22 protein-coding genes are annotated in these 24,425 nt (G+C 60.0%); 16 read left to right on the top strand and 6 right to left on the bottom strand.

The window, feature by feature from the left end; translation table 11 throughout:
- Positions 1-51: 51 nt before the first annotated feature.
- Together VJR90_07495 and VJR90_07490 are read right to left on the bottom strand one after the other, a co-directional pair.
- Positions 52-582, bottom strand: a complete 531-nt coding sequence (locus VJR90_07495; GenBank protein ID HKV97311.1) for a hypothetical protein — start codon at positions 580-582, stop codon at positions 52-54.
- 80 nt (positions 583-662) lie between these two features.
- Positions 663-1,079 carry an arginine repressor gene (locus VJR90_07490; GenBank protein ID HKV97310.1) on the bottom strand — a complete coding sequence of 139 codons (417 nt, stop codon included), beginning with the start codon at positions 1,077-1,079 and terminating at the stop codon, positions 663-665.
- A 100-nt stretch (positions 1,080-1,179) separates the two neighbouring features.
- Between VJR90_07490 and VJR90_07485 the strand changes: the two genes are divergently transcribed.
- The 8 genes from VJR90_07485 to VJR90_07450 all read left to right on the top strand — a co-directional run bounded on the left by VJR90_07485 (position 1,180) and on the right by VJR90_07450 (position 9,872).
- Complete coding sequence (locus tag VJR90_07485; protein HKV97309.1) at positions 1,180-2,331, top strand: aminotransferase class III-fold pyridoxal phosphate-dependent enzyme; 1,152 nt, start codon at positions 1,180-1,182, stop codon at positions 2,329-2,331.
- Complete coding sequence (locus VJR90_07480; protein ID HKV97308.1) at positions 2,331-3,362, top strand: N-acetylornithine carbamoyltransferase; 1,032 nt, start codon at positions 2,331-2,333, stop codon at positions 3,360-3,362. Before VJR90_07485 ends, VJR90_07480 begins: the two co-directional genes overlap by 1 nt.
- Positions 3,346-4,266 (top strand): acetylglutamate kinase, encoded by a 921-nt coding sequence (argB, locus tag VJR90_07475; protein HKV97307.1) that lies wholly within the window; start codon positions 3,346-3,348, stop codon positions 4,264-4,266. Before VJR90_07480 ends, argB begins: the two co-directional genes overlap by 17 nt.
- Entirely contained in the window at positions 4,263-5,630 is a 1,368-nt protein-coding gene (gene argH / locus VJR90_07470; GenBank protein ID HKV97306.1) for an argininosuccinate lyase, read from the top strand. Before argB ends, argH begins: the two co-directional genes overlap by 4 nt.
- Complete coding sequence (gene argG, locus VJR90_07465; protein ID HKV97305.1) at positions 5,627-6,826, top strand: argininosuccinate synthase; 1,200 nt, start codon at positions 5,627-5,629, stop codon at positions 6,824-6,826. Before argH ends, argG begins: the two co-directional genes overlap by 4 nt.
- Before the next feature lie 147 nt (positions 6,827-6,973).
- A complete protein-coding gene (locus VJR90_07460; protein ID HKV97304.1) occupies positions 6,974-8,119 on the top strand; it encodes a hypothetical protein in 1,146 nt (381 codons plus the stop codon).
- A gap of 209 nt (positions 8,120-8,328) precedes the next feature.
- Positions 8,329-9,396 (top strand): N-acetyl-gamma-glutamyl-phosphate reductase, encoded by a 1,068-nt coding sequence (gene argC / locus VJR90_07455; protein HKV97303.1) that lies wholly within the window; start codon positions 8,329-8,331, stop codon positions 9,394-9,396.
- An 83-nt stretch (positions 9,397-9,479) separates the two neighbouring features.
- Entirely contained in the window at positions 9,480-9,872 is a 393-nt protein-coding gene (locus tag VJR90_07450; protein ID HKV97302.1) for a hypothetical protein, read from the top strand.
- A gap of 299 nt (positions 9,873-10,171) precedes the next feature.
- Here the strand turns inward: VJR90_07450 and VJR90_07445 are convergent, their stop codons facing one another.
- The 4 genes from VJR90_07445 to VJR90_07430 all read right to left on the bottom strand — a co-directional run bounded on the left by VJR90_07445 (position 10,172) and on the right by VJR90_07430 (position 14,478).
- Positions 10,172-10,441 (bottom strand): helix-turn-helix domain-containing protein, encoded by a 270-nt coding sequence (locus VJR90_07445; protein ID HKV97301.1) that lies wholly within the window; start codon positions 10,439-10,441, stop codon positions 10,172-10,174.
- Positions 10,442-10,617: 176 nt separating this feature from the next.
- A complete protein-coding gene (locus tag VJR90_07440) occupies positions 10,618-11,448 on the bottom strand; it encodes an SDR family NAD(P)-dependent oxidoreductase (protein HKV97300.1) in 831 nt (276 codons plus the stop codon).
- Positions 11,449-11,813: 365 nt separating this feature from the next.
- On the bottom strand, positions 11,814-12,452 hold the full coding sequence (locus VJR90_07435; GenBank protein ID HKV97299.1) for a glutathione S-transferase N-terminal domain-containing protein: 639 nt from the start codon (positions 12,450-12,452) through the stop codon (positions 11,814-11,816).
- A 217-nt stretch (positions 12,453-12,669) separates the two neighbouring features.
- Positions 12,670-14,478 carry an ABC transporter ATP-binding protein/permease gene (locus VJR90_07430; protein HKV97298.1) on the bottom strand — a complete coding sequence of 603 codons (1,809 nt, stop codon included), beginning with the start codon at positions 14,476-14,478 and terminating at the stop codon, positions 12,670-12,672.
- Between the two features lie 129 nt (positions 14,479-14,607).
- Between VJR90_07430 and VJR90_07425 the strand changes: the two genes are divergently transcribed.
- The 8 genes from VJR90_07425 (at position 14,608) to gcvT (ending at position 24,399) form a co-directional block, all read left to right on the top strand.
- Positions 14,608-14,955 (top strand): zinc ribbon domain-containing protein, encoded by a 348-nt coding sequence (locus VJR90_07425; GenBank protein HKV97297.1) that lies wholly within the window; start codon positions 14,608-14,610, stop codon positions 14,953-14,955.
- Between the two features lie 9 nt (positions 14,956-14,964).
- Complete coding sequence (locus VJR90_07420) at positions 14,965-15,666, top strand: DUF502 domain-containing protein (GenBank protein HKV97296.1); 702 nt, start codon at positions 14,965-14,967, stop codon at positions 15,664-15,666.
- Between the two features lie 49 nt (positions 15,667-15,715).
- A complete protein-coding gene (aspS, locus tag VJR90_07415; GenBank protein HKV97295.1) occupies positions 15,716-17,512 on the top strand; it encodes an aspartate--tRNA ligase in 1,797 nt (598 codons plus the stop codon).
- Between the two features lie 186 nt (positions 17,513-17,698).
- Complete coding sequence (gene nudB / locus VJR90_07410) at positions 17,699-18,181, top strand: dihydroneopterin triphosphate diphosphatase (protein HKV97294.1); 483 nt, start codon at positions 17,699-17,701, stop codon at positions 18,179-18,181.
- A 379-nt stretch (positions 18,182-18,560) separates the two neighbouring features.
- Entirely contained in the window at positions 18,561-19,664 is a 1,104-nt protein-coding gene (gene nadA / locus VJR90_07405) for a quinolinate synthase NadA (protein ID HKV97293.1), read from the top strand.
- Positions 19,665-19,770: 106 nt separating this feature from the next.
- Entirely contained in the window at positions 19,771-20,769 is a 999-nt protein-coding gene (locus VJR90_07400; GenBank protein ID HKV97292.1) for a hypothetical protein, read from the top strand.
- 469 nt (positions 20,770-21,238) lie between these two features.
- Positions 21,239-23,035, top strand: a complete 1,797-nt coding sequence (locus VJR90_07395; GenBank protein HKV97291.1) for a DUF885 domain-containing protein — start codon at positions 21,239-21,241, stop codon at positions 23,033-23,035.
- A 278-nt stretch (positions 23,036-23,313) separates the two neighbouring features.
- Positions 23,314-24,399, top strand: a complete 1,086-nt coding sequence (gcvT, locus tag VJR90_07390) for a glycine cleavage system aminomethyltransferase GcvT (protein ID HKV97290.1) — start codon at positions 23,314-23,316, stop codon at positions 24,397-24,399.
- Positions 24,400-24,425 lie beyond the last annotated feature (26 nt).

Below are 24,425 nucleotides of genomic sequence, written 5' to 3'. Positions count from 1 at the left end.
CGAAGCCCGCAGGCTTTGCTGTTCCATGGCTTTTTTGTGCTCAGCGGCCAGTCAATGGCCAAGGATGGCGTTGGCGATCACATCGCTGATCACTTGGGTGGCCATGTTTACCAGCAGGATTCTGCCGTCCAGCATGAATATCTGATAACCCGCCGGCGGGCGAGGCAACTGCTGCACCAGTTCCGGTGGCAGCGGCTGCAACTGGGCCGCGATGCCCGGCGGCAGTGGCTTGCCGCGCGCCAGGTTTTTGGCGATGCCCGGCGGCAGCCCACCTTCACGGCTCTTCCAGCCATGGCCGTGACCATGTCCGTTACCGTGTTCTTCCTCGTCGCCTTGATCGTTGTCCCCCTGTGTCTGATGACCGGGATGATTCTGGAAATATTGCTGCATGATTGCAATTTCGGCGGCGGTAAACGCGGCTTGTGCGACCGCCTGCGCGGGGCTCGGTGCCTGATACTGCGCCGCCGGCGCATAGGAATATCCGCCCGCGGGATACCCGTCTCCGTAAGGACTGGTGACGCACGCGCCCAATGCGAGGCCGATGCCAGTCAGCAGGGTGATTGTGATCGTCGGTTTGTGCATGACGTTTCTCCCGAGTGTTGGAAGGAGGCCCGTGCTTTTTTGATGACACGCTGCCCACAGCCTTGGGGTTCCATAAGAGCCTATTCGCTATTACCACCGGCGAGCAGTTGTTCCACTGCGGCGGACACATTTTTGAGGGCTGTCGAGGAAGCCACGGCGATGAATACCGTGTCGTCGCCCGCCAAGGTCCCGGCTACGCCTTCAATCCGCCGCTGATCCAGCTTGACAGCCAGCGGCTGGGCAAAGCCCGGGCGCGTGCGGATCACCAGCATGTTTGGAGGAACCAGCTTCATTTCGAAGACCGGCATTTCCGCTGCCGGCCGCTCCACACGCTGATAACGACCGGCCAGTTTCTGGATGCTGAGTTTGCGCAGATGCCGCGACAGCGTCGGCTGTGTCACCTCGTGGCCGGCCTGACCGAGTAACGCGAGCAAGTCCGACTGATCGGTGATTTGCCGTTCATTGGTCAATTTCAGAATGGCTTCGTCGAGCGTCATGGATTCCTCACGGCAAAAATTCTCGCATATCTCTTGCATTTATTGGCATTTACTTGTATATATCCGCATTATATTCAATCTTACTCTTGTTTATTCATAGATGACTGCATATTCATCTGCGCTGCTGCCGACGTATGCGCCTTATCCCTTTCCGGTGGTGGGGGGAGAAGGCGAATACATCCTGGACGCGGCCGGCAACCGTTGGCTGGATTTCTACGGCGGCCACTGCGTGGCCAGCACCGGCCATTGCCATCCGGCGGTGGCGGCTGCAATTGCTGAGCAAGCGCACAAGCTGATTTTTTATTCCGCGGCGGCCCACCTGCCGGTGCGCGATGCGGCCGCGGCGGCGCTGATTGAATTCGCCGGCAATGGCATGGCCTCGGTGTTCTTCTGCAACTCCGGTGCCGAAGCCAACGAAAATGCGCTGAAGATTGCGCTCAAACTTACCGGTCGCAAAAAATTTGCGGCATTTCAGGGCGCCTTCCACGGCCGCTCTTTGCTCGCCCTGTCGGTTACCGATGCACCCAAGTTGCGCAAGGATTTTGAATCGTTGCTCGCGCCGGTGGACTTTCTGCCGTTCGGCGATGTCGTGGCGCTTGCCACCGCGGATTTTTCCGACAAGGCCGCGGTGATCGTCGAGCCCATCCAGTCCATGGCCGGGGTGAAAACCGCGGATGCCACATGGTTTGCCGCGCTGCGCGACAAGTGCACGCAGTCTGGTGCGCTGTTGATCCTCGATGAAGTGCAGACCGGCATCGGCCGGCTGGGCTCACCCTTCGCCGCGAATCTTTACGGCGTTGAACCCGACATCATCACTTGCGCCAAGGGCATGGCTTCGGGTGTACCCATGGGCGGCGTGCTGATGCGCTCCAACATCGCCGCGGCACTCGGGCCCGGCGACCTTGGGAGCACGTTCGGCGGTGGTCCGCTCGCCTGCGCGGCGCTGATTGCCACGCTTAAAGTAATCCGGGAAGAAAATCTCATGACACATGCGCGTGCGCTGGCGCAGCACATCCGCGCCAATATGCACGGCGTCGTGCGTGAAGTGCGTGGCGCAGGACTGCTGCTGGGACTCGAAGCCGGCGCTCAAGCCAAGGCCCTGAAGGCGCACCTTTTCGACAGGCGCATTTTGGTAGGAGGCTCAGACGATCCGGCGGTGCTGAGACTCATGCCACCGTTCAACGTGAGCACGCGCGCGGTGAAAATGTTGCTAGATGTCGTTGGCGAATTCGGCGCACGGGAAGCGGCGTGATGCGGCATTTCACCCGGCTCTCGGATCTCGGCGTGAGCGGCGTGGACGCAGTGCTCGGCGCAGCGCTCGCCTGGAAGAAACAGCCGCCGGGCCTTCACCTACGCGACAAGCTGCTCGGCATGGTGTTTTTCAATCCCTCGCTGCGCACGCGCGCCTCGTTCGAAGCCGCCATGCTGCGCGGCGGCGGTCACTCGATCGTGCTGGAAGTGGGCAGCGGCGTGTGGAAGTTGGAGGATCGCGCGGGCGCAATCATGGACAGTGACAAGCCCGAACACATCCGCGAAGCGATTCCCGTGCTCGGCCGCTACGTAGACGCGCTGGCGGTGCGCACCTTCGCTGCACTCGCAGACGATGACGCCGACGCCGCCGACCCGGTGATCAACGCCTTCCGCGAACTCGCGGGCGTACCGGTGGTGAGTATGGAATCCGCGCGCGAGCATCCCTGCCAGGGTTTGGCGGACCTGCTGACGATACGCGAACAATTTGGCAACACGCGTGGATTGCCGGTAACGCTCACTTGGGCGCCGCATATCAAGCCGCTGCCCAAGGCCGTACCGCATTCGTTCTTGCTCACCGCCGCGGCCGTGGGCTGCGAGGTACGCGTTGCACATCCGCCCGGATTCGATCTGCATCCCGCGGTACTGGCGGAGGCGGGCCGGCATGCAGCCGCGAGCGGCGGTGCGGTGACGGTGACACACGATCGGAACACTGCGCTTGCGGGCAGCCGCGTGGTCTATGCGAAAAGCTGGGGGCCGGCCACGCGTGAGGTGCCGGCGAACGCGGCGGTGGCACGCGTCGCGGCCCACAAGGATTGGCTGGTGACGGACAAGACACTGGCCGCGGCCGCGCAGGATGCAATTTTTCTGCACTGTCTGCCGGTGCGCCGCAATGTCGAAGTCGCCGACGCAGTGCTGGATGGTGCGCACAGCCGCGTCCTGGACCAGGCCGAAAACCGTTTTCACGTGCAGCGCGTGTTGCTGCATGAGCTGCTCAACCAGAAGAAGGAGGCCCGCCATGTCCATGTCGCCTGACAGTTACGCGTCGCTGCGCTCGGCCGCGCAATACGTGCGCGCGTTCCGCGGCAAGACTTTTGTGTTCAAGCTCGGCGGCGAGGTGCTGGAAGATGCCGCTGTGCGCCGCGCGGTGTGCGAGCAGTTGAATGTACTGTGGAGCTTTTCCATCAAACTGGTGATTGTGCACGGCGGCGGTGCCAGCCTCGATGCGCTGTGCGAGGCGCTGGCGCTGCCGGTGGAGAAGGTGGCCGGCCGGCGCGTGACCACGCGCCAGGTGCTGGACGCGGCCAAGATGGTGCTCGCGGGATCGGTGCACACTGATTTGCTGGCGGACCTGCGCGCCGCGGGACTGCCGGTCACCGGAGTGAGCGGTGTGGACGGCGGCCTGCTCAAGGCCCGCAAACGCGCACCCATGCAGATCAAGAACGATGCCGGACAGGCCGAGTTCGTGGACTTCGGTCTGGTGGGCGACATCGAGCAGGTGAATCCGGCGCTGCTCACGCATTTGCTGGACGGTGGCTATGTACCGGTGGTGACGCCGCTTTCCGCGAACGACAAGGGCGAAGTGTTCAACACCAATGCCGACACCGTGGCCGCGGAAATCGCGCTCGCGCTCAGAGCCGAGAAGCTGTTTTTCCTGCTCAAGGTTCCGGGCCTGCTGGAGGATCTGGCGCGACCGTCGAGTCTGGTTCCCTACACCACGCTCGCGGGTGCGGAGCTGCTGGAAAAGAACGGCAAGATCTCCGGCGGCATGCGGCCGAAGCTCGCGGCGGTGCGGCGCGCGCTTACCGGCGGGGTCACCAGTGCGCATCTGGTCAGCGGTGTCGTGGCGGACGCGGTGCTCACCGAGGTGTTCACCAACCAGGGCAGTGGCACCATGATCGTGGCCCAGGATACGGCCGCGAAAGTGCAGGCGGCGTGAACCACGGCGCGTCGCAACTCTGGGCCAAGGGGCTGCCGCTCGACGAGACGGTTCATCGCTTCACCGTGGGCGACGATCCGACACTGGATCAGCGGCTCCTGCCTTTCGATGCGCTCGGCAGCGCCGCGCATGCACGCATGCTGGCCCACACCGCACTGCTGATGCAGGACGATGCCGCGGCCCTGGTAACGCAGCTCGCCGCGATTGCCGCGCAGGCGCGCCGCGGGGAAGTTCGCATCCGGCCGGAACAGGAGGATTGCCACACGGCCATCGAGACGCTGCTCACGCAGGCGCTGGGCGATGCCGGCAAGCGACTGCATCTGGGCCGGTCGCGCAACGATCAGGTGGCGTTGGCGCTGCGCCTGTACATGCGTGATGCCCTGGTGAATATCGCGGCGCAGGTGATCGAGCTGGCAACCGCGTTCGTGAATTTCGCGCGTACGCATGCCGGCGAGGTCATGCCGGGATATACGCATCTGCGCCGCGCCATGCCGTCCACGTTTGGTCTGTGGGCGGCGGCGTTCGCGGCGGGTCTGGCTGAGGAGCTGCAGGCCATGCAGGCCGTGTACGTGCGGCTGGACCGGTGTCCATTGGGTGCAGCCGCCGGATTCGGCGTGCCCTTGCCGCTCGATCGCGAATACACCGCAAAGCTGCTGGGATTTTCCAGCGTGCAGGTCAGTCCCGTGGATGTGATGAATTCCCGCGGCCGCCACGAACTGGCACTGGTAAACGAGCTGGCCTCCGTCGGGCTGGTGATGGAAAAATTCCTGTGGGATGTGGTGCTGTATTCCATGCCGGAATTCGGCTTTGTGGATTTGCCGGACGCTTTCACCACCGGCTCGTCCATCATGCCGCAGAAGCGCAATCCGGACGTGGTGGAACTTGCGCGCGCACGCTGTCGCGAGCTGCGCGGCCACGCGGCCATGATTCAGGAATTGGCGACGGGGCTGCCCTCCAACTATCACCGTGACGTGCAGTTGCTGAAAAAGCCGCTGTTTGCGGCGCTCGACATCGCGCGTGACTGGCTTGATGTGCTGATTCGTCTGGTGCCCGCCTTGCAGGTTAATGCGGAGCGTGCGGCCGCCGCATGCGGCGATGAGTTGTATGCCACGCACGCGGCCTATCAGCACGTGCAGCACGGCGTTCCCTTCCGCGATGCTTACCAGCGGGTTGCGCGGCAACTGGCGGACGGCAGTTTCGATCCGGATCGCGCTGCGCTCACGGCCACACACCTGGGCGGTGCCGGCAATCCCGGGTTGAAGATGATCGAAGTGCAGGTGCAGGACGCGCAACAGTGGATTGAGCGCACGCGCAAGCACCTTGGACAATGTGAAGAAGCCATATGGTCAAAGGGGCAAGCATGAAAAAACACGTGGCACTGGCGTTTTCCGGCGGGCTGGACACTTCGTTCTGCGTCGTACACCTGCGCGAGCAGGGCTACGAAGTAAGCACCGTGACGGTGAACACCGGCGGTTTCAGGGCACAAGAGCTCGCGCGCATCGAAAGCCAGTCGCCGAAACTGGGCGCACAGCGGCACTACACGGTGGACGCGCGTGCAGAGCTCTTCGACCGCTATCTGCGCTATCTGATTTACGGCAACGTGTTGCGCGGGAATCTCTATCCCCTGAGCGTGTCGGCGGAGCGCGTGGCCCAGGCCGCGAAGGCGGTGGCGGTCGCCAAGCGAATCGGCGCCACGGCGCTCGCGCACGGTTCCACCGGTGCGGGCAACGACCAAGTGCGTTTCGACGTGGCCTTCCGCGCCTTGGCGCCCGAGCTCGAGTTGCTGACGCCCATTCGCACGCTGGGGCTGAGCCGCGCCGAGGAACGTGCGTTTCTCAGCCAGCATGGCCTCGAGTTTCCGGAAAAGACCGAGCACTATTCGGTGAACGAGGGCATGTGGGGCACGTCCGTGGGCGGTCGCGAGACGCTGAATTCCTGGAGCGCGCTGCCACAAAGCGCGTTTCCCGGCGGCGAAATTGACGCGGCCAAGCTGGCGCCGAAGTCGCTGACACTGAGTTTCAGACAGGGCGTGCCGGACAGCGTTGACGGCAACTCCCTGGACCCGGTGGCGCTGATCGCCGAACTGAACGCCGCCGGACGCGAGTACGGCATCGGGCGTGGCGTGCATCTGGGTGACACCATTCTCGGCATCAAGGGCCGCGTGGGCTTTGAGGCGCCGGCGGCGCATCTGTTGATCGGCGCGCACCGCGAGCTGGAAAAACTGGTGCTCAGCAGCAAGCAGCAGTTCTGGAAAGACACGCTCGGCAACCTGTATGGCCAGTTGCTGCACGAGGGGAATTTTTTTGATCCGCTGGCGCGCAATCTTGAAGCATTTCTGGAGTCCAGCCAGCAGCGCGTCAGCGGTGAGGTGAAGCTTACGCTGTACCCGCGCACCTGGTCGGTGGAAGGCGTGCGCTCGCCGCACTCGCTCATGGACGCGAAGGTTGCGAGCTACGGCGAGGCCAACAAGCTGTGGAGCGGCGCCGAAGCCGCCGGCTTCGCCAAACTTTACGGCGTGCAGCAAATCTTGGCCTTACATGCGGGTACAGCACATGAGTAAGAAGTGGGTGCCTCAAAAAATCAGGGATTTTGGCCTATGGCTAGGCAAAAATCGGCGAGGCACCGGAGTGTACACGTCAGTACATGAGGATGCCGAGCCGATTTTTAACAACGCCAGAGGGCATAAGAACGATTTTTGGAGGCGCCCATGAGAATCAACGCCGACAAGATTGCTTCAGTCACCCGCAATCTGAAACTGGACCGTACGCTCACGCTGACGCCGGAAGTGCGCGCGGAGCACGGCGCGGTGGTGGCCGGGCGCATCGTCAACGACAAATCCGCGTACAACACGCTTGAAGATGTGCACGGCCGCATGACGGTGGTGCACAGCGACGACCTCATCGTGGGCGCGCTCGGCCACCGCAACGCGCTGCACGGCTATGAGGGCGTGCTGCCGAAAAAAGTGGAAGCCGGGCAAGTGCTGCACGTGCTCAATCTCGGCGGCGTGATCGGCGAATGCGTGTCGCACAACCCGGAAGTGGGACCGCCGTTTCAGTTCGAGGTATTGGGCCAGGTGTTGGTGTATCCGGAATTCCAGTCGCGCGCGGGCCGGCCCGCCAACATTCGTCTGGGCGCGATCCAGCCGAATGGCGTACCACCGGATTGCAAGGTGGTGTACGTGGCCGGCACCTGCATGAACGCCGGCAAGACGGCGGCGGCCTGTGCCATCGTGCGGCGGCTGGTGCAGGCGGGCTATCGCGTGGGCGGCGCCAAGCTCACCGGCGTCGCGCTCATGCGCGACACCTTGAGCATGCGTGACTACGGCGCGGAAGTGACGCTGGATTTCACCGATGCAGGCATCGTGTGTACCGGCCCCGACACTGCGGCGCAGGTGGCGAAGACCATTTTCGCGGAACTCTCCGCGCAACGCTTCGATGTCATCGTGGCGGAAACCGGCGACGGCGTGATGGGCGATTACGGCGTGCAGGCGATCCTCGACGACGCCGATCTGCGCGCACTTGGCGCGGCCTTCGTGTTCTGCGCCAACGATCCGGTAGGCGTTGCCGGCGGCGTGGATTATCTGCAGATCGATTACGGCATCGGCGTGGACGTGGTTACCGGGCCCTGCACCGACAACAACGTGGGCGTGCGCTTCGTGGAGCGCGCTACCGGCCGGCCTGCCATCAACGCGCGCACGCATGCCAAGGCATTGGGCGATCATGTGCTGAAAGTGTTGGCGCAGCGCGGCGTCGGAAATCCCGCGTTTACGGCAAGTCAGCCCTCACCCCTGTCCCCTCTCCCGGTGGGAGAGGGGAGTTACGGTAATGTCGCAATCCAATCCGAAAGGTACTAAGAGCGTCTAACAAAATGTACGGTGGTCATCACCAGGCACAGGTTAAATCCCCCCTTATCCCCCCTTTGCAAAGGGGGCGCGCTTTGCGCGCGGGGGGATTTGTCAGGAATTGTCATTTTGTTAGGTGCCCTAAGCCCTTCTCCCCCCGGGAGAAGGGGAGGGGATGAGGGTACGATGGAAATCAAGCGCTGGACTTTTCAATAGTCGCAATGGGGAAAATCAGCGTCTATATTCTCGGCGGTTCCGGCTACGGCGGTGGCGAATTACTGCGCCTGCTGTCGCAGCACCCACACGTGCAAAGCATCCATGCCGTTTCGCGCAGGCACGCGGGCGAACCGTTCTGGAAAACGCACCCGAATCTTTACCGCGTAGTGGACGGCACGTTCGAGGCTGAACCGGATTGGGCGGCGTTCGCAAAAGCAGAATCGCCGGTGGTGTTTTCCGCCATGCCGCATTTCGAGCTGGCGCAGCAATTGCCGGCGCTGGAGAAGGCATGGTCAAAGCATGGCCTCGCCGACCGCTTGACGCTCATTGATCTTTCCGGCGATTTCCGGCTCGACAACGCGGCGGCTTTCGAGCGCGCCTACGGCAAGCCGCATCCTTGTCCGCAAGCGTTGGGAACTTTCGTGTACGGCCTGCCGGAGTGGCAGAAAGAAAAGATCAAGGGCGCCAAACGTATCGCCAGTCCCGGCTGTTTTGCCACCACGATTCAACTGGCGCTGCTGCCACTGGCTGGACTGAAAAACCTGGGCTTTATCGCGGTGAGTGCGATGACCGGTTCTTCCGGATTTGGCGCTACGCCCGGTGAAACCACCCACCACCCCACGCGCGCCAATGATTTCCGCGCCTACAAGGTGCTGAATCACCAGCACGAAGCGGAGATCACGCGCCTGCTGGATGCCGAAGGCTCAACCGGCTACAGCCTGGCCTTTGTGCCGCATTCCGCGCCACTAGTGCGCGGCATCTTCGCCAGCGTGCAACTGCGTCCGCCTGCTACGCTCGGGCTGAACGCGAAATCACTTAGCGATCGTTACGAGAAATTTTATCGTGACGCGCCATTCGTGCGGCTGGTGGAGGACACGCCGCGCGTCGCCTCTGTGGTCGGCAGCAACTTCTGCGATATTGCAGTGCATGAAAAGAACGGCAACGTGGTGATCATGGCGGCGCTGGATAATCTGGTCAAAGGCATGGCCGGGCAGGCGATTCAGAATATGAATCTGATATTTGACGATGATGAACCAGCGGGCCTATATTTCGCAGGGCCGTATCCTGTTTGACTTGGACTAGAATAGATCGTGTTTTGTCGAGTAGTCTTAAGGCTTGGAAATTTGCAACTTATTAAAAAATGGACAATTCAGATATGGCAGATAAAGAGAAAGAGATAGAATTTTATTCGGCGGCAGTTCATGCGTGGTTTGGCACTCGACAGGAGCACGACAGAAGCCTATTAATCCTATCAGCCGGTGGCATTGGTCTGTTGGTAACATTGCTTTCTACGGTTGCGATCCATTCGACTGCGATAGTCGTGCTGTACATTCTCGCTCTTGTATTTTTTCTTGTCTGCTTGGGTACGGTGCTATCGATATTTAAGGCAAATGCCACTTATTTGGAGGCAATCGTTAATAACCCGGATAAAAAAGCAGAAGATAAGTGCCTCGGTGTACTTGATATGATCGCGATCGGAAGTTTCTCGGTCGCGGCTGCGCTCTCTTCAGTCATTGGTATTGTTACAGTGTTGCAACGCTTCAATTGATGGAGGTACTTGTGTCGCACAAACAAGACAAGATCATTGTGCAGAACGGAGACAGGAGCTTTAAGGGAGCTTCAAATTTGAATGTGGCTCAATCTGAAATAAAGAAGAGTTTTAATGGTGCTGCAAATTTAAAGCCAGCGCCTATTCAAACTCAGAAACCAACGTCGCAACCAGCATCACCTCCATCACAGAAAGTTGATACCGGCAAAAATAAGTAGCATCGATAAAGATGTTTACAGAAGGCAAGCCAAAACTGGTCCATCAAATGATGAAGAAAGGGGTAGTGATATGGTAGTAAGTCAGCGTAGTAAAGCTTCCGGATGATGGGTGGCAACGCGTAGCAAGGCATAAGCTGGACCGGTTGGTTTGCGCCGGCCCTGTTCCCAATCCTGCAGGGTACGCAAGCTAACGCCTAGCAGAGCGGCGAAACCGGATTGCGATAGATTCATGCGTTCACGAATGGCGCGCACATCGTCCGGTAACTTGACGGTATAGCGCTTAGCTTTACCGGCTTTGATGGCGCGGATGCCATCGAGAATTTCCTGCCCAATATCGCGGTTTTTGTTCATGGCGACAGTTTATGCCCGTGGGAGAGTGGTTTCAAAAATACCGTTCGCCCTGAGCTCTTCGTCAAGCTCAGGACAGGCGTAGCGCCGCAGGCGCGAAGTCGAAGGGTCTCGATTTCAGAGAAAGTTGTGTTTCGACTCCGCTTCGCTACGCTCAACACGAACGGTTATTTGAGTATCTATATCCGGGCGAGGATGGCATCCATCCACCGCGTTGGCAGGACGCAGCGCAGGAAGGCGAGAACGTAAGCGGGAATGGTGACGTAATAACGCGCTTTGGGATGGGCGCTTTCCAGCGCATGGGCAATGCGCTTGGCTACTGTCTCGGCTGGTACTGTGAACGGCGTTTTATCTTTCTTTGGGCCGGTCTCAGCCTTGAGGCGCACGTAGCTTTCCCGGTGCGGACTTGAAATCGTGTCCACGTATTCGTCGAAGTTGGCGAGGGCGTTGTCGCGGAAGCGGCTTTTCACCGGTCCGGGGCAGATCAGGCTGACTTTGATGTTCGTGCCGCGCAGTTCCAGGCGCAGGGTATCGGTGATGCCTTCGAGCGCAAACTTGCTGGCGTTGTAGGCGCCGCGCCAGGGAACAGCCACCCGGCCGAGTATCGAACTTATCATGACGACGCGCCCGTAACCTTGCCGGCGCATGAGGCGCAGAACGGCATTTGTGAGTTCGAGGGTGCCGAAGAAATTGTTGTCGAACTGCCGTTGAAGGATTTCGCGGGAGAGATCTTCGACTGCACCGGGAATGGCGAGGCCGGCGTTGTTCACCAATGCGTCAAGTTTCCCGCCCGCGAGCGTGAGCGTTTCATCCAGCGCCGAGGCGATGGATTCCGGATCGGCCACATTGAGACGCACGGCCTGAAAACCCGATTCCTTCAATCGCACCACGTCCTTGTCCTGCCTGGCGCTGGCGATGACCTGCCAGCCGCGGTTTTTCAAAACGTGCGCAGTCGCGAGGCCGATGCCACTGGAACAGCCGGTGATGAGAACCGCACCCTGGTTTTGCATCCAGCCATTGTAGGGTGCCTTGCAGCGATGGTGGAAAGTACGGGGCAACCTTGGGCAAATTGGATGCACTAAGCGTGATAGTGAGAAGGCTGTAAAAACTGCGCCGCCCCATACCCGGCCAGGTCATTAGAGCCTATCTCAAAATTCCGAACCGTTCGTGTTGAGCGTAGCTCCGCGAAGTCGAAACATGCAAAATCAGGCATTTGACACCCTTCGACTCCGCGCCTGCGGCGCTACGCCTGTCCTGAGCTTGACGAAGGGCTCAGGGCGAACGGCATTTTGAGACGGAGTATCGTGCAGAAGACAAAACTTCCCGGTCCGGCCCTGCAATCTCCGATCAGGACCGGGCCGGGTTGCACGTGCAATCAGCTTCCGTGGCGCTCCAAGCGCGGCTCCGGTGTGGCCTCCTGCTCGAGAACTTTGCGGACGCCGGGGTCGGCTTCCATGTGCTTGAAGAAGCGCTCCACGTTGTTCAAGCCGGAGAGATCGATCTTCTGGCCCTTGGCCCAGCGGATCATCACGAACAGGTAAGGGTCGGCAATCGAGCGGGTGCCCGCAATCCAGTCACGCCCCTCAAGCTGCTTGTCAACGATCTCGAAATGCCGGCGCAGCCGGGCGCGGGCATCGTCCTTGGACTTTTCTATCATGTTCTTGTCGTGCAGGTAACCCGTCGCGCCGAACAGCGGCTTGTAGGCCGGGTGCACGTCGGAATTGACGAACCCCAGCCAATGATTCACTTCGGCGCGGCCCTTGGAAGTGCCGTCACCGCCGAGCTTGGCCTCGGGGTTGCAATCCGCGAGGTAATTCAGGATGGCTGAATTCTGGGTGAGCACCCAGCCGTTTTCTTCGATGACCGGCACCGCGCCCATGGGATTGGCCTTGAGCAGTTCCGGTGATTTGTCGGGATGAATCTTGACCTGATGTATTTCGTAGGGCTTGCCGATCCATTCGAGCGCGATATGCGTAGCCAGCGAGCAGGCGCCGGGAGAGTAGTACAGTTTCATGATGAGACCTCCTTCGGAAAAAGGCCGCGTCCGATGCTGATCGGACGATCCGTGCATGGAGGGACCGGAGGCAGTCAGGAAACGCGGCGGCTTACATTGGACAGCCGTACGTTACGCTGGTTCCGGATGCTGCGGCCTTGATGTGGATCAAGCGCTGCGGGCGCCCAGTGTGTGGGCGCTTGCAGACGGTTTGGGAGTGCTTAACCCGCGTTACGAATCAACTGAGCGCAAATGCCGGTGATGCGGGTGCGACGGCGTGTTTTTCGCGTTCCTCGGCTTCGCGCTGCTGTAGCGTCCATAACTGCGCGTACAGGCCACCGATGCGCAACAGCTCCCGGTGTGTACCGCGCTCGGCGATGCGGCCCTGATCCAGCACCACGATGTCATCGGCATCCACGATGGTGGACAGCCGGTGCGCGATCACCAGACTGGTGCGATGCTCAGCGAGTTCCCTGAGCGAACTCAAGATCGCCTGCTCGGCGTTGGAGTCCAGGCTCGAAGTGGCCTCGTCGAACACCAGGATGGGTGGATTCTTCAGAATCGCGCGGGCGATGGCCACGCGCTGCTTCTCGCCCCCCGAGAGTTTCAGTCCGCGCTCGCCGACCAACGTGTCGTAGCCCTTGGGCAAAGATTCGATGAATTCCTTGAGATTCGCCATGCCCGCGGCGCGTTCGATGTCGGCGCGCGCGGCTCCGGGCCGGCCGTAGGCGATGTTGTAGTAAATTGTGTCGTTGAACAACACCGTGTCCTGCGGCACGATGCCGAGCTGGCGGCGCAGACTGTCGCGCGTCACCCCGCGGATGTCCTGGCCGTCAATCAGGATGCGGCCGCGGTTCGCGTCATAAAAACGGAACATCAGGCGCGCGAGCGTGGATTTGCCGGCGCCGCTCGGCCCGACCACTGCGACTTTTTTGCCGGCGGGGACGCTGAAGCTCACGCCGTGCAGGATTTCGCGGTCCGGCCCGTAACCGAAGCGCAGGTCTTCGAAGTGTATTTCGCCGCAGCGCACCTGGAGCGCCGCAGCTCCGGGTGCGTCCGCAATCTGGGTATGGCGGTCGAGCAGCGTGAACATGCGTTCCATGTCCACCAGCGAGCGTTTCATCTCGCGGTACACGAAGCCCAGGAAATTCAGCGGCATGAACAACTGCACCATGTAGGCGTTGACCATGACGAAATCGCCGAGCGTCATCTTGCCGTGCACCACCTCGTAACCCGCGAGCAGCATCATGGCGGTAACGCCCAGGGCGATGATCAGCGCCTGGCCGCTGTTGAGCGAGGAGAGCGAGTACTGGGTCTTGAGCGCTTCCTTTTCCCACGTCGCCATTTCGTTGTCGTAACGTCCGGCTTCATATTCCTCGTTGGTGAAGTATTTGACGGTCTCGTAATTCAGCAGGCTGTCCACCGCGCGCGTGTTGGCCCTGGAGTCCTGCTCGTTCATGCGCCGCACGTGCTGCATGCGCCATTCCGTCACCGCGATGGAAAACGCGATATACACCGCCACCGACGCCACGATGATGAGCGCGAACCAGGCGGTGAAGTTCCACAGGAAGATTCCCAGCACCAACGCGATTTCCAGCAGCGTCGGCAGGATGTTGAACAGCATGAAGGAGAGCACGAAGTTGATGCCGCGCGTGCCGCGCTCAATGTCGCGCGACAGCCCGCCGGTCTGGCGTTCCAGGTGGAACGCCAGGTCCAGATCGTGCAGGTGGCGGAACACGCGCAACGCGATGCGCCGCACCGCGCGCAGCGAGGCAAACTCGAATACCAGGTCGCGCAGTTCGCCGAACAGGGTGCTGGCGAAGCGCAGCGCGCCGTAGCCGATGAGCAGGGCAAGCGGTAGCACCAGCGCCGTGTGGTGCACCGGATTCAGGTCGTCCACCAGGTGCTTCAGGACCACGGGAATCAGCACCGTGACGATTTTGGCAATCACCAGGAAGGCCAGCGCCAGCATGGCGCGGCCGCGGAATTCCCAGATGAACGGCAGCAGTGCGCGCAGGGTGTGATGGTGCTTCGGGGCCGAGGTCATGCGAGTGCCGGGAACCGTGAGAGGTGCAGTTATAATGACACGCGCTTGCGGCCCGCGGATTAGGGCTTGAGTCCGTGTGCGCAAGCCCCATACATGGGGCAGCCCCCTGGGGATTTCAACGGGTTTGCCATGCCTATATATGAGTACCAGTGCCGCGCCTGCGGCCACCATCTGGAAGCGCTGCAGAAGATCAGCGAGCCGGCGCTCACGCAGTGTCCGAACTGCGACAAGCCGGCCTTGCGCAAACTTGTGTCGGCGGCCGGGTTCCGTCTCAAGGGCAAGGGCTGGTACGAGACTGATTTCAAGTCCGCTCACCGGCACAACGTGCTGGACGGCGGTGATAAACCGGCCGCCGACAAGGCCGAGAAAAAGCCCGCGGAAATCGCGGCAGCCAAAACCGACAAAACCAAGGCAGACAAGCCGAAGAGCGACAAGAAGCCGGCGACCAGGAAAACGGCCTCGTCCGCGTCATCCTGAAGCATAGTCATGGCCGACGATCCAGTCACCAAGCGTCCGCACAAAAGCATCATCCGCCGCTACCTGATTGCGGGCTTGCTGGCGTGGGTGCCTTTGGGCGTCACCATTTTCATCATCAAGTTCTTTGCCGGTTATCTTTCGGGACTGGTGGGCCTGTTGCCGGTCGCCTGGCAGCCCGATCACCTGATCGGATTTCATATCCCCGGTTTGAGCGCCATCATCGGCATCATCGTCATCGTGATCGTGCTGTTCATCACGGGCCTGTTGGCCAGCAACTTCTTCGGCCGCTTCCTGCTTGGCTTGGGCGTTGACCTGCTGGAGCACATCCCGCTGGTGCGCTCCATCTACAGCACCGTCAAGCAGATCTCTGACACCATGTTTTCCAAAAAGGGCAAGGCGTTCCGCAAGGTGGTGCTGATCCGTTATCCGCACAAGGACAGCTGGAGCCTGGCGTTTCTGACCAGCGACAGTCTTGGCGAAGTCGGGATCAAGGCGCCCAGTCCGTTGATCAGCGTATTTATTCCCACCACGCCCAATCCCACCTCCGGCTTCCTGATCCTGGTGCCGCCCGAGGACGTGATCGAACTGGAGATGACCGTGGACGAGGCTTTCAAGATGATCGTCTCGCTGGGCGTGATCGTGCCGCCGTATCCGCGCATCGCGGCGGCGAAAGCCGACGCGGCTATTGCCAGGGATAAATCCTCTGCCTAAACTGCCGGCCCTTTGATCGGCATCCTTCGACTCTTTTTCAGGAACATTCATGCGTACCCATTATTGCGGCCAGGTCAACGAATCGCTGCTTGACCGGGAAATCCAAGTGGCCGGCTGGGTGCACCGCCGCCGCGACCACGGTGGCGTCATCTTCGTGGACCTGCGCGACCGCGAGGGACTGGTGCAGGTGGTGTTCGATCCGGATCGCGCCGCGATGTTTGCCGACGCCGAGCACCTGCGCAGCGAGTTCGTGGTGAGCGTGAAGGGCAAGGTCCGCCATCGCCCCAAGGGCACGGAGAACTCCAACCTGCCCAGCGGCAAGGTGGAAGTGCTGGCACTCGGCATGGAAATCCTCAACCGCGCGGAAACCCCGCCGTTCATGCTGGATGAGGAAGACGTCAATGAAGAACGGCGGCTCAAATACCGTTACGTGGATCTGCGCCGTCCGGTCATGCAGCAGCGCCTCAAGATGCGCGCTGCAATCGCGCGCACCTTGCGCGTTTACCTTGACGCGCACGGCTTCATCGAATTCGAAACGCCGATGCTGACGCGCGCCACACCCGAAGGCGCGCGAGATTATCTGGTGCCGAGCCGCACCCATCCCGGAAAATTCTTCGCCCTGCCGCAGTCGCCGCAGCTTTTCAAGCAACTGCTGATGATGTCGGGCATGGACCGTTATTACCAGATCGTGCGCTGCTTCCGAGACGAGGATCTGCGTGCCGACCGCCAGCCGGAGTTCACCCAGCTCGACATCGAGACCTCGTTCCTCGACGAGCAGGGCATCACTCATATCATGGAAGGACTGATCCGCGACCTGTTCAAGCGCGTGCTGAACGTGGAGCTGCCGGATCCTTTCCCGCGCCTCACTTATGCGGAAGCCATGCGCCGCTACGGTTCCGACAAGCCGGACCTGCGCATTCCGCTGGAGCTGGTGGACGTGGCCGATCTGGTCAAGGACTGCGAGTTCAAGGTGTTCGCCGGCCCGGCGAAAAACCCGGACGGCCGTGTGGCTGCCCTGCGCCTGCCGGACGGCGGCGCGCTCGCGCGCAGCGAGATTGATGAGTGCACCGCGTTCGTGGCGCGCTACGGCGCCAAGGGGCTTGCCTATATAAAGGTAAACGATGTCGCCAAGGGCCGTGAGGGCTTGCAGTCGCCCATTGTCAAATTCCTTTCCGATGATGCGTTGGCGGGCATCCTGAAGCGCACCGGCGCCGGAAACAACGACGTGATTTTCTTCGGTGCCGACAAGGCCAAGGTGGTCAACGACGCGCTCGGTGCGCTGCGGTTGAAGCTCGGTCAGGAACGCGGTCTCGCGGAAAATGCCTGGCGGCCGTTGTGGGTGACGGATTTCCCGATGTTCGAGTACAACGCAGAAGCCAAGCGCTGGGTGGCGATGCACCACCCCTTCACCGCGCCGCGCGTGGACAGCATCGAAAAACTCAAGAGCGATCCGGCGCACGCCGTGGCGCGCGCCTACGACATGGTACTGAACGGTTCGGAGATCGGCGGCGGCTCGGTGCGCATTCACCGCAACGAGATGCAGTCGGCGGTGTTCGGCCTGCTCAACATCGGGCCGGAAGAAGCGCAGGAAAAATTCGGCTTCCTGCTTGAAGCGCTGAAATACGGTGCGCCGCCCCACGGCGGCATCGCCTTCGGCCTGGATCGCATCGCCATGCTCATGTCGGGTGCACCCAACATCCGCGAGGTCATTGCTTTCCCGAAGACCCAGACCGCCTACGATCCGCTTACCGATGCGCCCGGCAGTGTCGGCGAAGCGCAGCTCAAGGAATTGCACATCCGCCTGCGCTTGCCGACGACCGCCAAAGATGGCGGCGGTGAGGAGTGAGGAGTGAGGAGTGAGGAGACAGATGCTTGCCAGCATGTTCACTCCCTCTCCCTCCGATGGGAGAGGGTGGGGGTGAGGGTGAAATTATTTAAGACGACGATATAGAAATGCCACCCTACATCTACTTTCGCATTCTGAGAAATGGATAATTATTCCGAATTCCCAAAGCATTCAGGGCTTTCTTTTTTGAACACCTCTCCCCTCACGCCTCACCCCTCACTCTCTTACAAACGTCCTGAATCCGTGCTGGTGGTGATCTACACCCGCCACGGAGAAGTGCTGCGCCTGCGGCGGCGCATTCCGCCGGATTACTGGCAATCGGTCACCGGCAGCCTGCTGGATAACGAAACTCCGCTGCAGGCCGCGCTGCGCGAAGTGCGCGAAGAAACCGGCTTTCTGGCCGACCACGGCCTGACCGACAGCGGCGTGGTCAACCGCTACCCCATCCACAGGGCTTGGCTGGCGAAATTCGCCGCCGGCACCAAGGAAAACGTGGAGCACGTGTTTTCCTGGTCATTGCCGGCGATCGACGCCGTGCGCCTTGATCCCCATGAGCACCTGGAATATCGCTGGCTGCCGCGCGACGAGGCGCTCGAACTCGCGAGTTCCAGCACCGATCGCGACGCCATACTGAAACTAGTGCCTAAAGAAGTGAGGGGTGAGGGGTGAGGAGTGAGGGGTGAAGAATGAAGAATTGTGGGAGCGGTCGTCCCGACCGCGATTCTGCCCCTCCTTTGTAAAAGGAGGGCGAGCCGCAAAGTGGCGAGCAGGCTGCCATGGATGGCAGCCTTGGACTTTCAGGCGACGCAGGAATGCGCAGCCTGAAAGGGGGAGGATTTTTCGACTTCGAAAATCCCCCTCAATCCCCCTTTACAAAGGGGGACATTTGCAGCGAGAGACTGTAGGGTGCACTCGCACCAGCATTTTCTGTGGGAGCGGCTTCAGCCGCGATATTCCTGTAACCACATCGCGACCGGGACGGTCGCTCCCACGGGTAGGAGTAAAATATCCCGCCACCCGCGGACCGCATTCCGCCGAAGGTGAAGCAATGGCCACACCGGCCTTGGCAATTGATCTCTACACTTCGCTGGAGGATGAAGCCTGCGACGCGCGCATTCGTGCCGCCAAGGCACGCCTCAAGGGCCGTGCCGTTGTCCTCGGCCACCACTACCAGCGCGAAGAGGTCTATCGCCACGCGGATCTCACCGGCGACTCGCTCAAGCTCGCGCGTCTCGCCTCACAGGTGGATGCACCGTACATCGTGTTCTGCGGCGTGCACTTCATGGCGGAAGTCGCGGACATTCTCTCGCGCCCGGATCAGTCCGTGATCCTGCCGGACCTCGCGGCCGGCTGCTCAATGGCCGACATGGCCAATCTCGCCAAAGTGGAAACCGCGTGGCGCGAACTCGCCGAAGTTTGCGATCCGGACGCGGCTGTCACACCCATCACCTACGTCAATTCCGCGGCTGATCTCAAAGCTTTTTGCGGCCGCCATGGCGGCAGCGTCTGCACCAGCACCAATGCCAAGGGCATTCTCGAATGGGCGTTCAAACAACGCGAAAAAGTGCTGTTCTTCCCCGACCAGCACCTCGGCCGCTGGAGCGGCCACAAGCTGGGCGTGCCGCTCGAAGATATGGCGGTATGGGATTTTGAAAAACCGATGGGCGGGCTCACACAAGAGCAGATCAAGAAGGCAAAAATTCTGCTGTGGAACGGTCATTGCTCCGTGCATCAGATGTTCCGCCCGGAGCACATAGACAAGTTCAAGCAGAAATACCCGGACGCGAAGGTCATCTGTCATCCCGAGTGCGCCTTCGAGGTGTGCCTGAAGGCGGATTACGTCGGCTCCACCGAATTCATCCAGACCACGATCCGCGCCGCCCAACCCGGCACGCGCTGGCTGGTAGGCACCGAGCTGAATCTCGTCAATCGCCTGCACGAAGAAGTCAAGCACAAGGGTATCAACGTGCACTTCATGTCGCCCATGGTGTGTATGTGTTCCACCATGTTCCGCATTGATCCGCAGCATTTCGCCTGGACGTTGGAGAATCTCGCCGAAGGCAATGTGGTAAATCGGATCAAGGTGCCGGAGCCGGATGTTTCCCAGGCGCGCACTGCGCTGGAGCGGATGCTGAGCGTGAAGGTTGCGTAGGTTGGGCTGAGGTCAGAGAACCAATATGATTGATTTGTAAATTGCTGGGTTTCGATTTTTAATCTCAACCCAACCTATATTCTCGGGCAGTAAGAGAGGGAATCTTATGAAATACAAGTGCCCACTTTGCGGGAGCCCTCTCACGGAAAGTCATTTTCATAAAGTCATAAAGATTCAGGAGAAAAAGGAGAAGATACAGGAGGGAGAACTCGGGAAACTGAAGAAACAAGCCGCAGCGGCTCAAGCGGCGGCGGCTGCTGCGAAGCGAAAGGAACGTGAGATCCGAGCCGAATCAAAACAAAAAATATATGCCGCGACAAAAGAGGCGGCCGCCAAGGAACGCAAAAAAACCGCAATCCGAGATAAGCGGATGGCAGCGCGAATCAAAAAATTAGAAGAAGAAAGGAAAATGCTTAAAAGCGGCACATCTCCTCAAGAGATCGGCCTTGCTGACGAACAGGTTCTCGTTAGGCGGCTTCGGGAAGAATTTCCAGGCGATAAAGTCGAGCGTACAGAAGGAGGGAGGGGCGGCGATGTTCTTCACCAAGTAATTTTCGGTAACGAAGCGGCTGGTCGCGTCATTTACGAATGCAAGCATACCGATAGAATTACTACCGACCATATCACGCAAACGGCTTTGGCTAAGAAGACACGAAACGCAGATTATGGAATACTTGTGACGACGGGGACGAGGAAAAAATTCGCCGGTCTTGATCAGGATTCTGGAATATTTATCGTATCTCAGTCCGGTGTTCTCACGCTTGCTAGTATCTGTCGAGATAGCCTTGTCGAGATGGCGAAACAGCGACTTGATGCGGCGGCAAAAGAAGCAGCAGCAAAGCGGCTTATGGGTTATGTGACTAGTCCCGTATGTAAAACTCCTTTGGAAGAAGCTATTTTACACACTGAGCATGCTCACAAGAATTTATTAAAGGAAATGGAACAGCACAAAAAAGTGTGGGAGGAGCGTCACGAGATATATCAGACTATTCACTACGACATATCACATGTTCGGAATAATATTGCTCGTGTACTTAGCGGCCATGATCCGCTCAGTCTTGAGAAACCGAAATTTGAGCCATTAGCCCTTCCGAAGCCGGGCTAATCTGATCGTGAGCAATGGTGCAGTATTTTTAGAGAAGTGTGTGTTGAGTTATTTGAAACCCCATTCGCCAGAGTGGTTCGCGGCTCTAAGACGCGTTAATCCTACGCAAGCAGAGCACACGCAACAGATCATATCTCTCGCTGGTCGCGATGATATCTGTTCAATATGTGGAGATGATCCAGCGACAGATTATAAATTGGCGGGTGATCAAGTTGCTCCGGATGCTATATCCACTCTGAGGTTGTGCGGCGAGTGCTTGGAAATACGACGCAGATTGTATGGTGAAGATTTTGTACCGTTTACGAATTGAGCGCGCCGGTTGAGCTGAGCCCTTCGACTATGCTCAGGACAGGCGTAGCGACCACCAACATACCCAGATTTATAATTTGTTGGGCTTAGGCCCATGGCCTCAGCCCAACCTACACATGGTGCGTCTTAATAACGAACGTGAGGTGATGTGATGAACCGTATGATGAAAATAATGATGGTTTTGTGTGTCTCGCTGCTGATGTGCGCGCCGGGTTTGGCGGCGGCGGATCAGTCGCCGGAAAATCAGGCAACCGTCGCACTGCACCAGCTCATTACAACTTCCTGGCAACGTGAGATGCGCGAGCATCCGCTGGAAGCTTCGGCGGACGGGTTTCACGAATACGACGGCAACTGGCCGGACGTGAGCCTTGCGGCCATCGCACGCGAACATGAAGAAGACATCCAGACGCTGAAAGATCTGGCGGCGATTGACCGCAGCCAGTTGTCCGGCGAGGACCAGGTGAGCTATGACCTGTTCAAGTACCGCTACGACATGTCGGTGGACGGTTATCAGTTCAAGGGATATTTGATGCCCATGAACCAGTTGGGCGGCATCCAGACCTTGAGCACACTCACGCATACATTGCGCTTCGAGAACCTCGAGGATTATCAGAACTACGTGAAACGTCTGCAAACGCTCGACGTTTTCATGGACCAGACTATTGATCTGCTCAAGGCCGGCGTACAAGCAGGCATGACGAAACCACAGGTGGTGATGCAGCGCATTCCGCACCAGATCGCCGCCAACGTCGTGTCCCAGCCGGAAGACAGCCAGTTCTACGCGCCTTTCAAGAACATGCCGAACACCATTCCCGCGGCCGAGCAGACGCAGTTGCGCGCCCAAGCCAAGGCTGCGATTGCCAACGTGGTGGTGCCGGCGTATCGCAAGTTGCAGAACTATTACGACAACGATTACCTGCCTCATTGCCGCAAGACCATTGCCGCTGAGGCGCTGCCGAACGGCAAGGCGTATTACGCCTTCGAAGTGCGCCAATACACCACCACCGACATGACGCCGGAGCAAATCCACCAACTGGGCCTGCAGAAGGTCGCGCAGATTCACGCGCAGATGGAACAGATTTTCAAGCAAGTCGGTTTCAAGGGCAGTTACCAGGATTTCCTGCATTATCTGCGCACCAATCCGCGCTTCTATTACAAGGATCCGCAGGACCTGCTCGAAGCCTATCGTGCCGCCGCCAAGAACGTGGACCCGCACCTCATGCAGTTTTTCCCCGTGTGGATACTGCCGCGCGTGACCTACGGCGTGCGGCCGATTCCCGCGGCGCTCGCGCCCGACACCTATCCGGCCTATTCCGTGCCGCCCGCGGGCGACGGCAGCGTTGCAGGCTACATGGCGGTGAATCTGTACAAGCCGGAGACGCGGCCGAAATACGACATCCAGGTACTCACCTGCCACGAAGGCCGGCCCGGCCACCAATTGCAGATCCCCATCGGTATGGAACTCAAGAACCTGCCGGATTTCCGCCGCTTCGATTACTACAGTTCCTACGGCGAGGGCTGGGCGCTGTACACCGAAACGCTGTGCAACGAGATGGGCCTGTACGACACGCCCTACAAGAAATTCGGCTATCTCGATTACCAGATGTGGCGCGCGGTGCGCCTGGTGGTGGACACCGGCATCCATTCCGAGGGTTGGACGCGCGCGCAGGCGGTCAAGTATTTCGAGGACAACACCGCCTTGAGCCTGCAGAACATCAACACCGAAGTGGACCGCTACATCGCCTGGCCGGGGCAGGCGCTGTCGTACATGATCGGCGAAATTGAAATCCAGAAGCTGCGCGCACAAGCAGAACAAACGCTGGGTTCGAAGTTCGACATCAAGGCCTTCCACGCCGCGGTGCTGGAGCACGGCAACGTGCCGCTCACCGTGTTGCAACAGGTCGTGGACCAGTGGATTCAGGATGCACAGGCCGGCAAGTCCGAACCGCATCCCTGAGTGCGCTTGAAAAAGTACGTATTTGCATCAAATCCCCCCGCGCGTAGAGCGCTCCCCCCTTTTGCAAAGGGGGGCGAGGGGGGATTTCACGGGTCAACCGAGGAGAATTCTTCGACATCTTGTTAGCCGCACCGCAGTCCACTCCCGTGCGCGTGGTGTGGGCGGCGGCTTTCCGGTATCATTTTGTCCCCGCGCGGTGGACTTTTGGGCCCGTGCGGCATTTTCAGGAGGCGGCGGTCCATCCCCGCCTTTTGTTTTCATACCGAACACCCGGTCTCATGGGCAAGCACACATCTCTATATGACCTGCACGTAGCCGCCGGCGCGCGGCTCGTGGATTTCGGCGGCTGGGACATGCCGGTGAATTACGGCTCGCAGATCGAGGAGCACCATGCAGTGCGCCGCGACGCGGGCATGTTCGACGTGTCACACATGACGGTGCTGGACCTCGAAGGCTCGCGCACCCGCGATTTCCTGCGCAAGCTTCTGGCCAACGACATTGACAAGCTGCGCGAGCCCGGCAAGGCGCTCTACAGCTGCATGCTGAACGCGCAGGGCGGCGTGATTGACGATCTGATTACTTATTTTCTGCGTGAGGACTGGTTCCGCATGGTGGTGAATGCCGCCACCCACGACAAGGACCTGGCCTGGATTACACAGCAGGCACGGCCCTTCGGCGTGAAGCTCGCGGAACGCGACTACGCCATGCTTGCGGTACAGGGGCCGAACGCGCGTGACAAGGCCGCGCGCGTGTTGCCGGCCACCTTGCGCGAGCATGCGCTCGCGCTCAAGCCATTCAGTGCGATGACGGGCGAAGGATTTTTCGTGGCGCGCACCGGCTACACTGGCGAGGACGGATTTGAAATCATGGTGCCTGCGCAAACGGCGGCGCAGTTCTGGCAGGCGCTGGTCGCGGAGGGCGTCAAGCCTTGCGGACTGGGCGCGCGCGACACGCTGCGGCTCGAAGCCGCGATGAATCTTTACGGTCAGGACATGGACGATCAGGTAACGCCGCTCGAATCCGGCCTCGGCTGGACCGTGGCGTGGACTCCCGCGGACCGGGACTTTATCGGCCGGGCGGCGCTCGAAGCGCAGCGCGATGCGGGACCGAAGCGTAAACTGATCGGCCTGCTGCTCGAAGACAAGGGCATCCTGCGCGCACATCAGAAGGTGATTTGCGACGGCGCGGGCGAAGGCGAAATCACCAGCGGCACGTTCTCGCCGACGCTGGAGCGCTCCATCGCGCTGGCACGCGTGCCGGTCGCCGCCGGCGAGCGCCTGCAGGTGGATATCCGCGGCAAGCTTTGCGCCGTGCGCGTGGTGAAGCCCCCGTTCGTGCGCAACGGGAAGATACTGGTCAAATGATCCGACTCCTTGTCCCTTCTCCCCTG

It is taken from the genome of Gammaproteobacteria bacterium (assembly GCA_035279405.1).
Taxonomy (GTDB): domain Bacteria; phylum Pseudomonadota; class Gammaproteobacteria; order Natronospirales; family REEB76; genus REEB76.
Note: the sequence above shows the minus strand (reverse complement) of the source record. Positions and strands in the feature narration are given on the sequence as shown.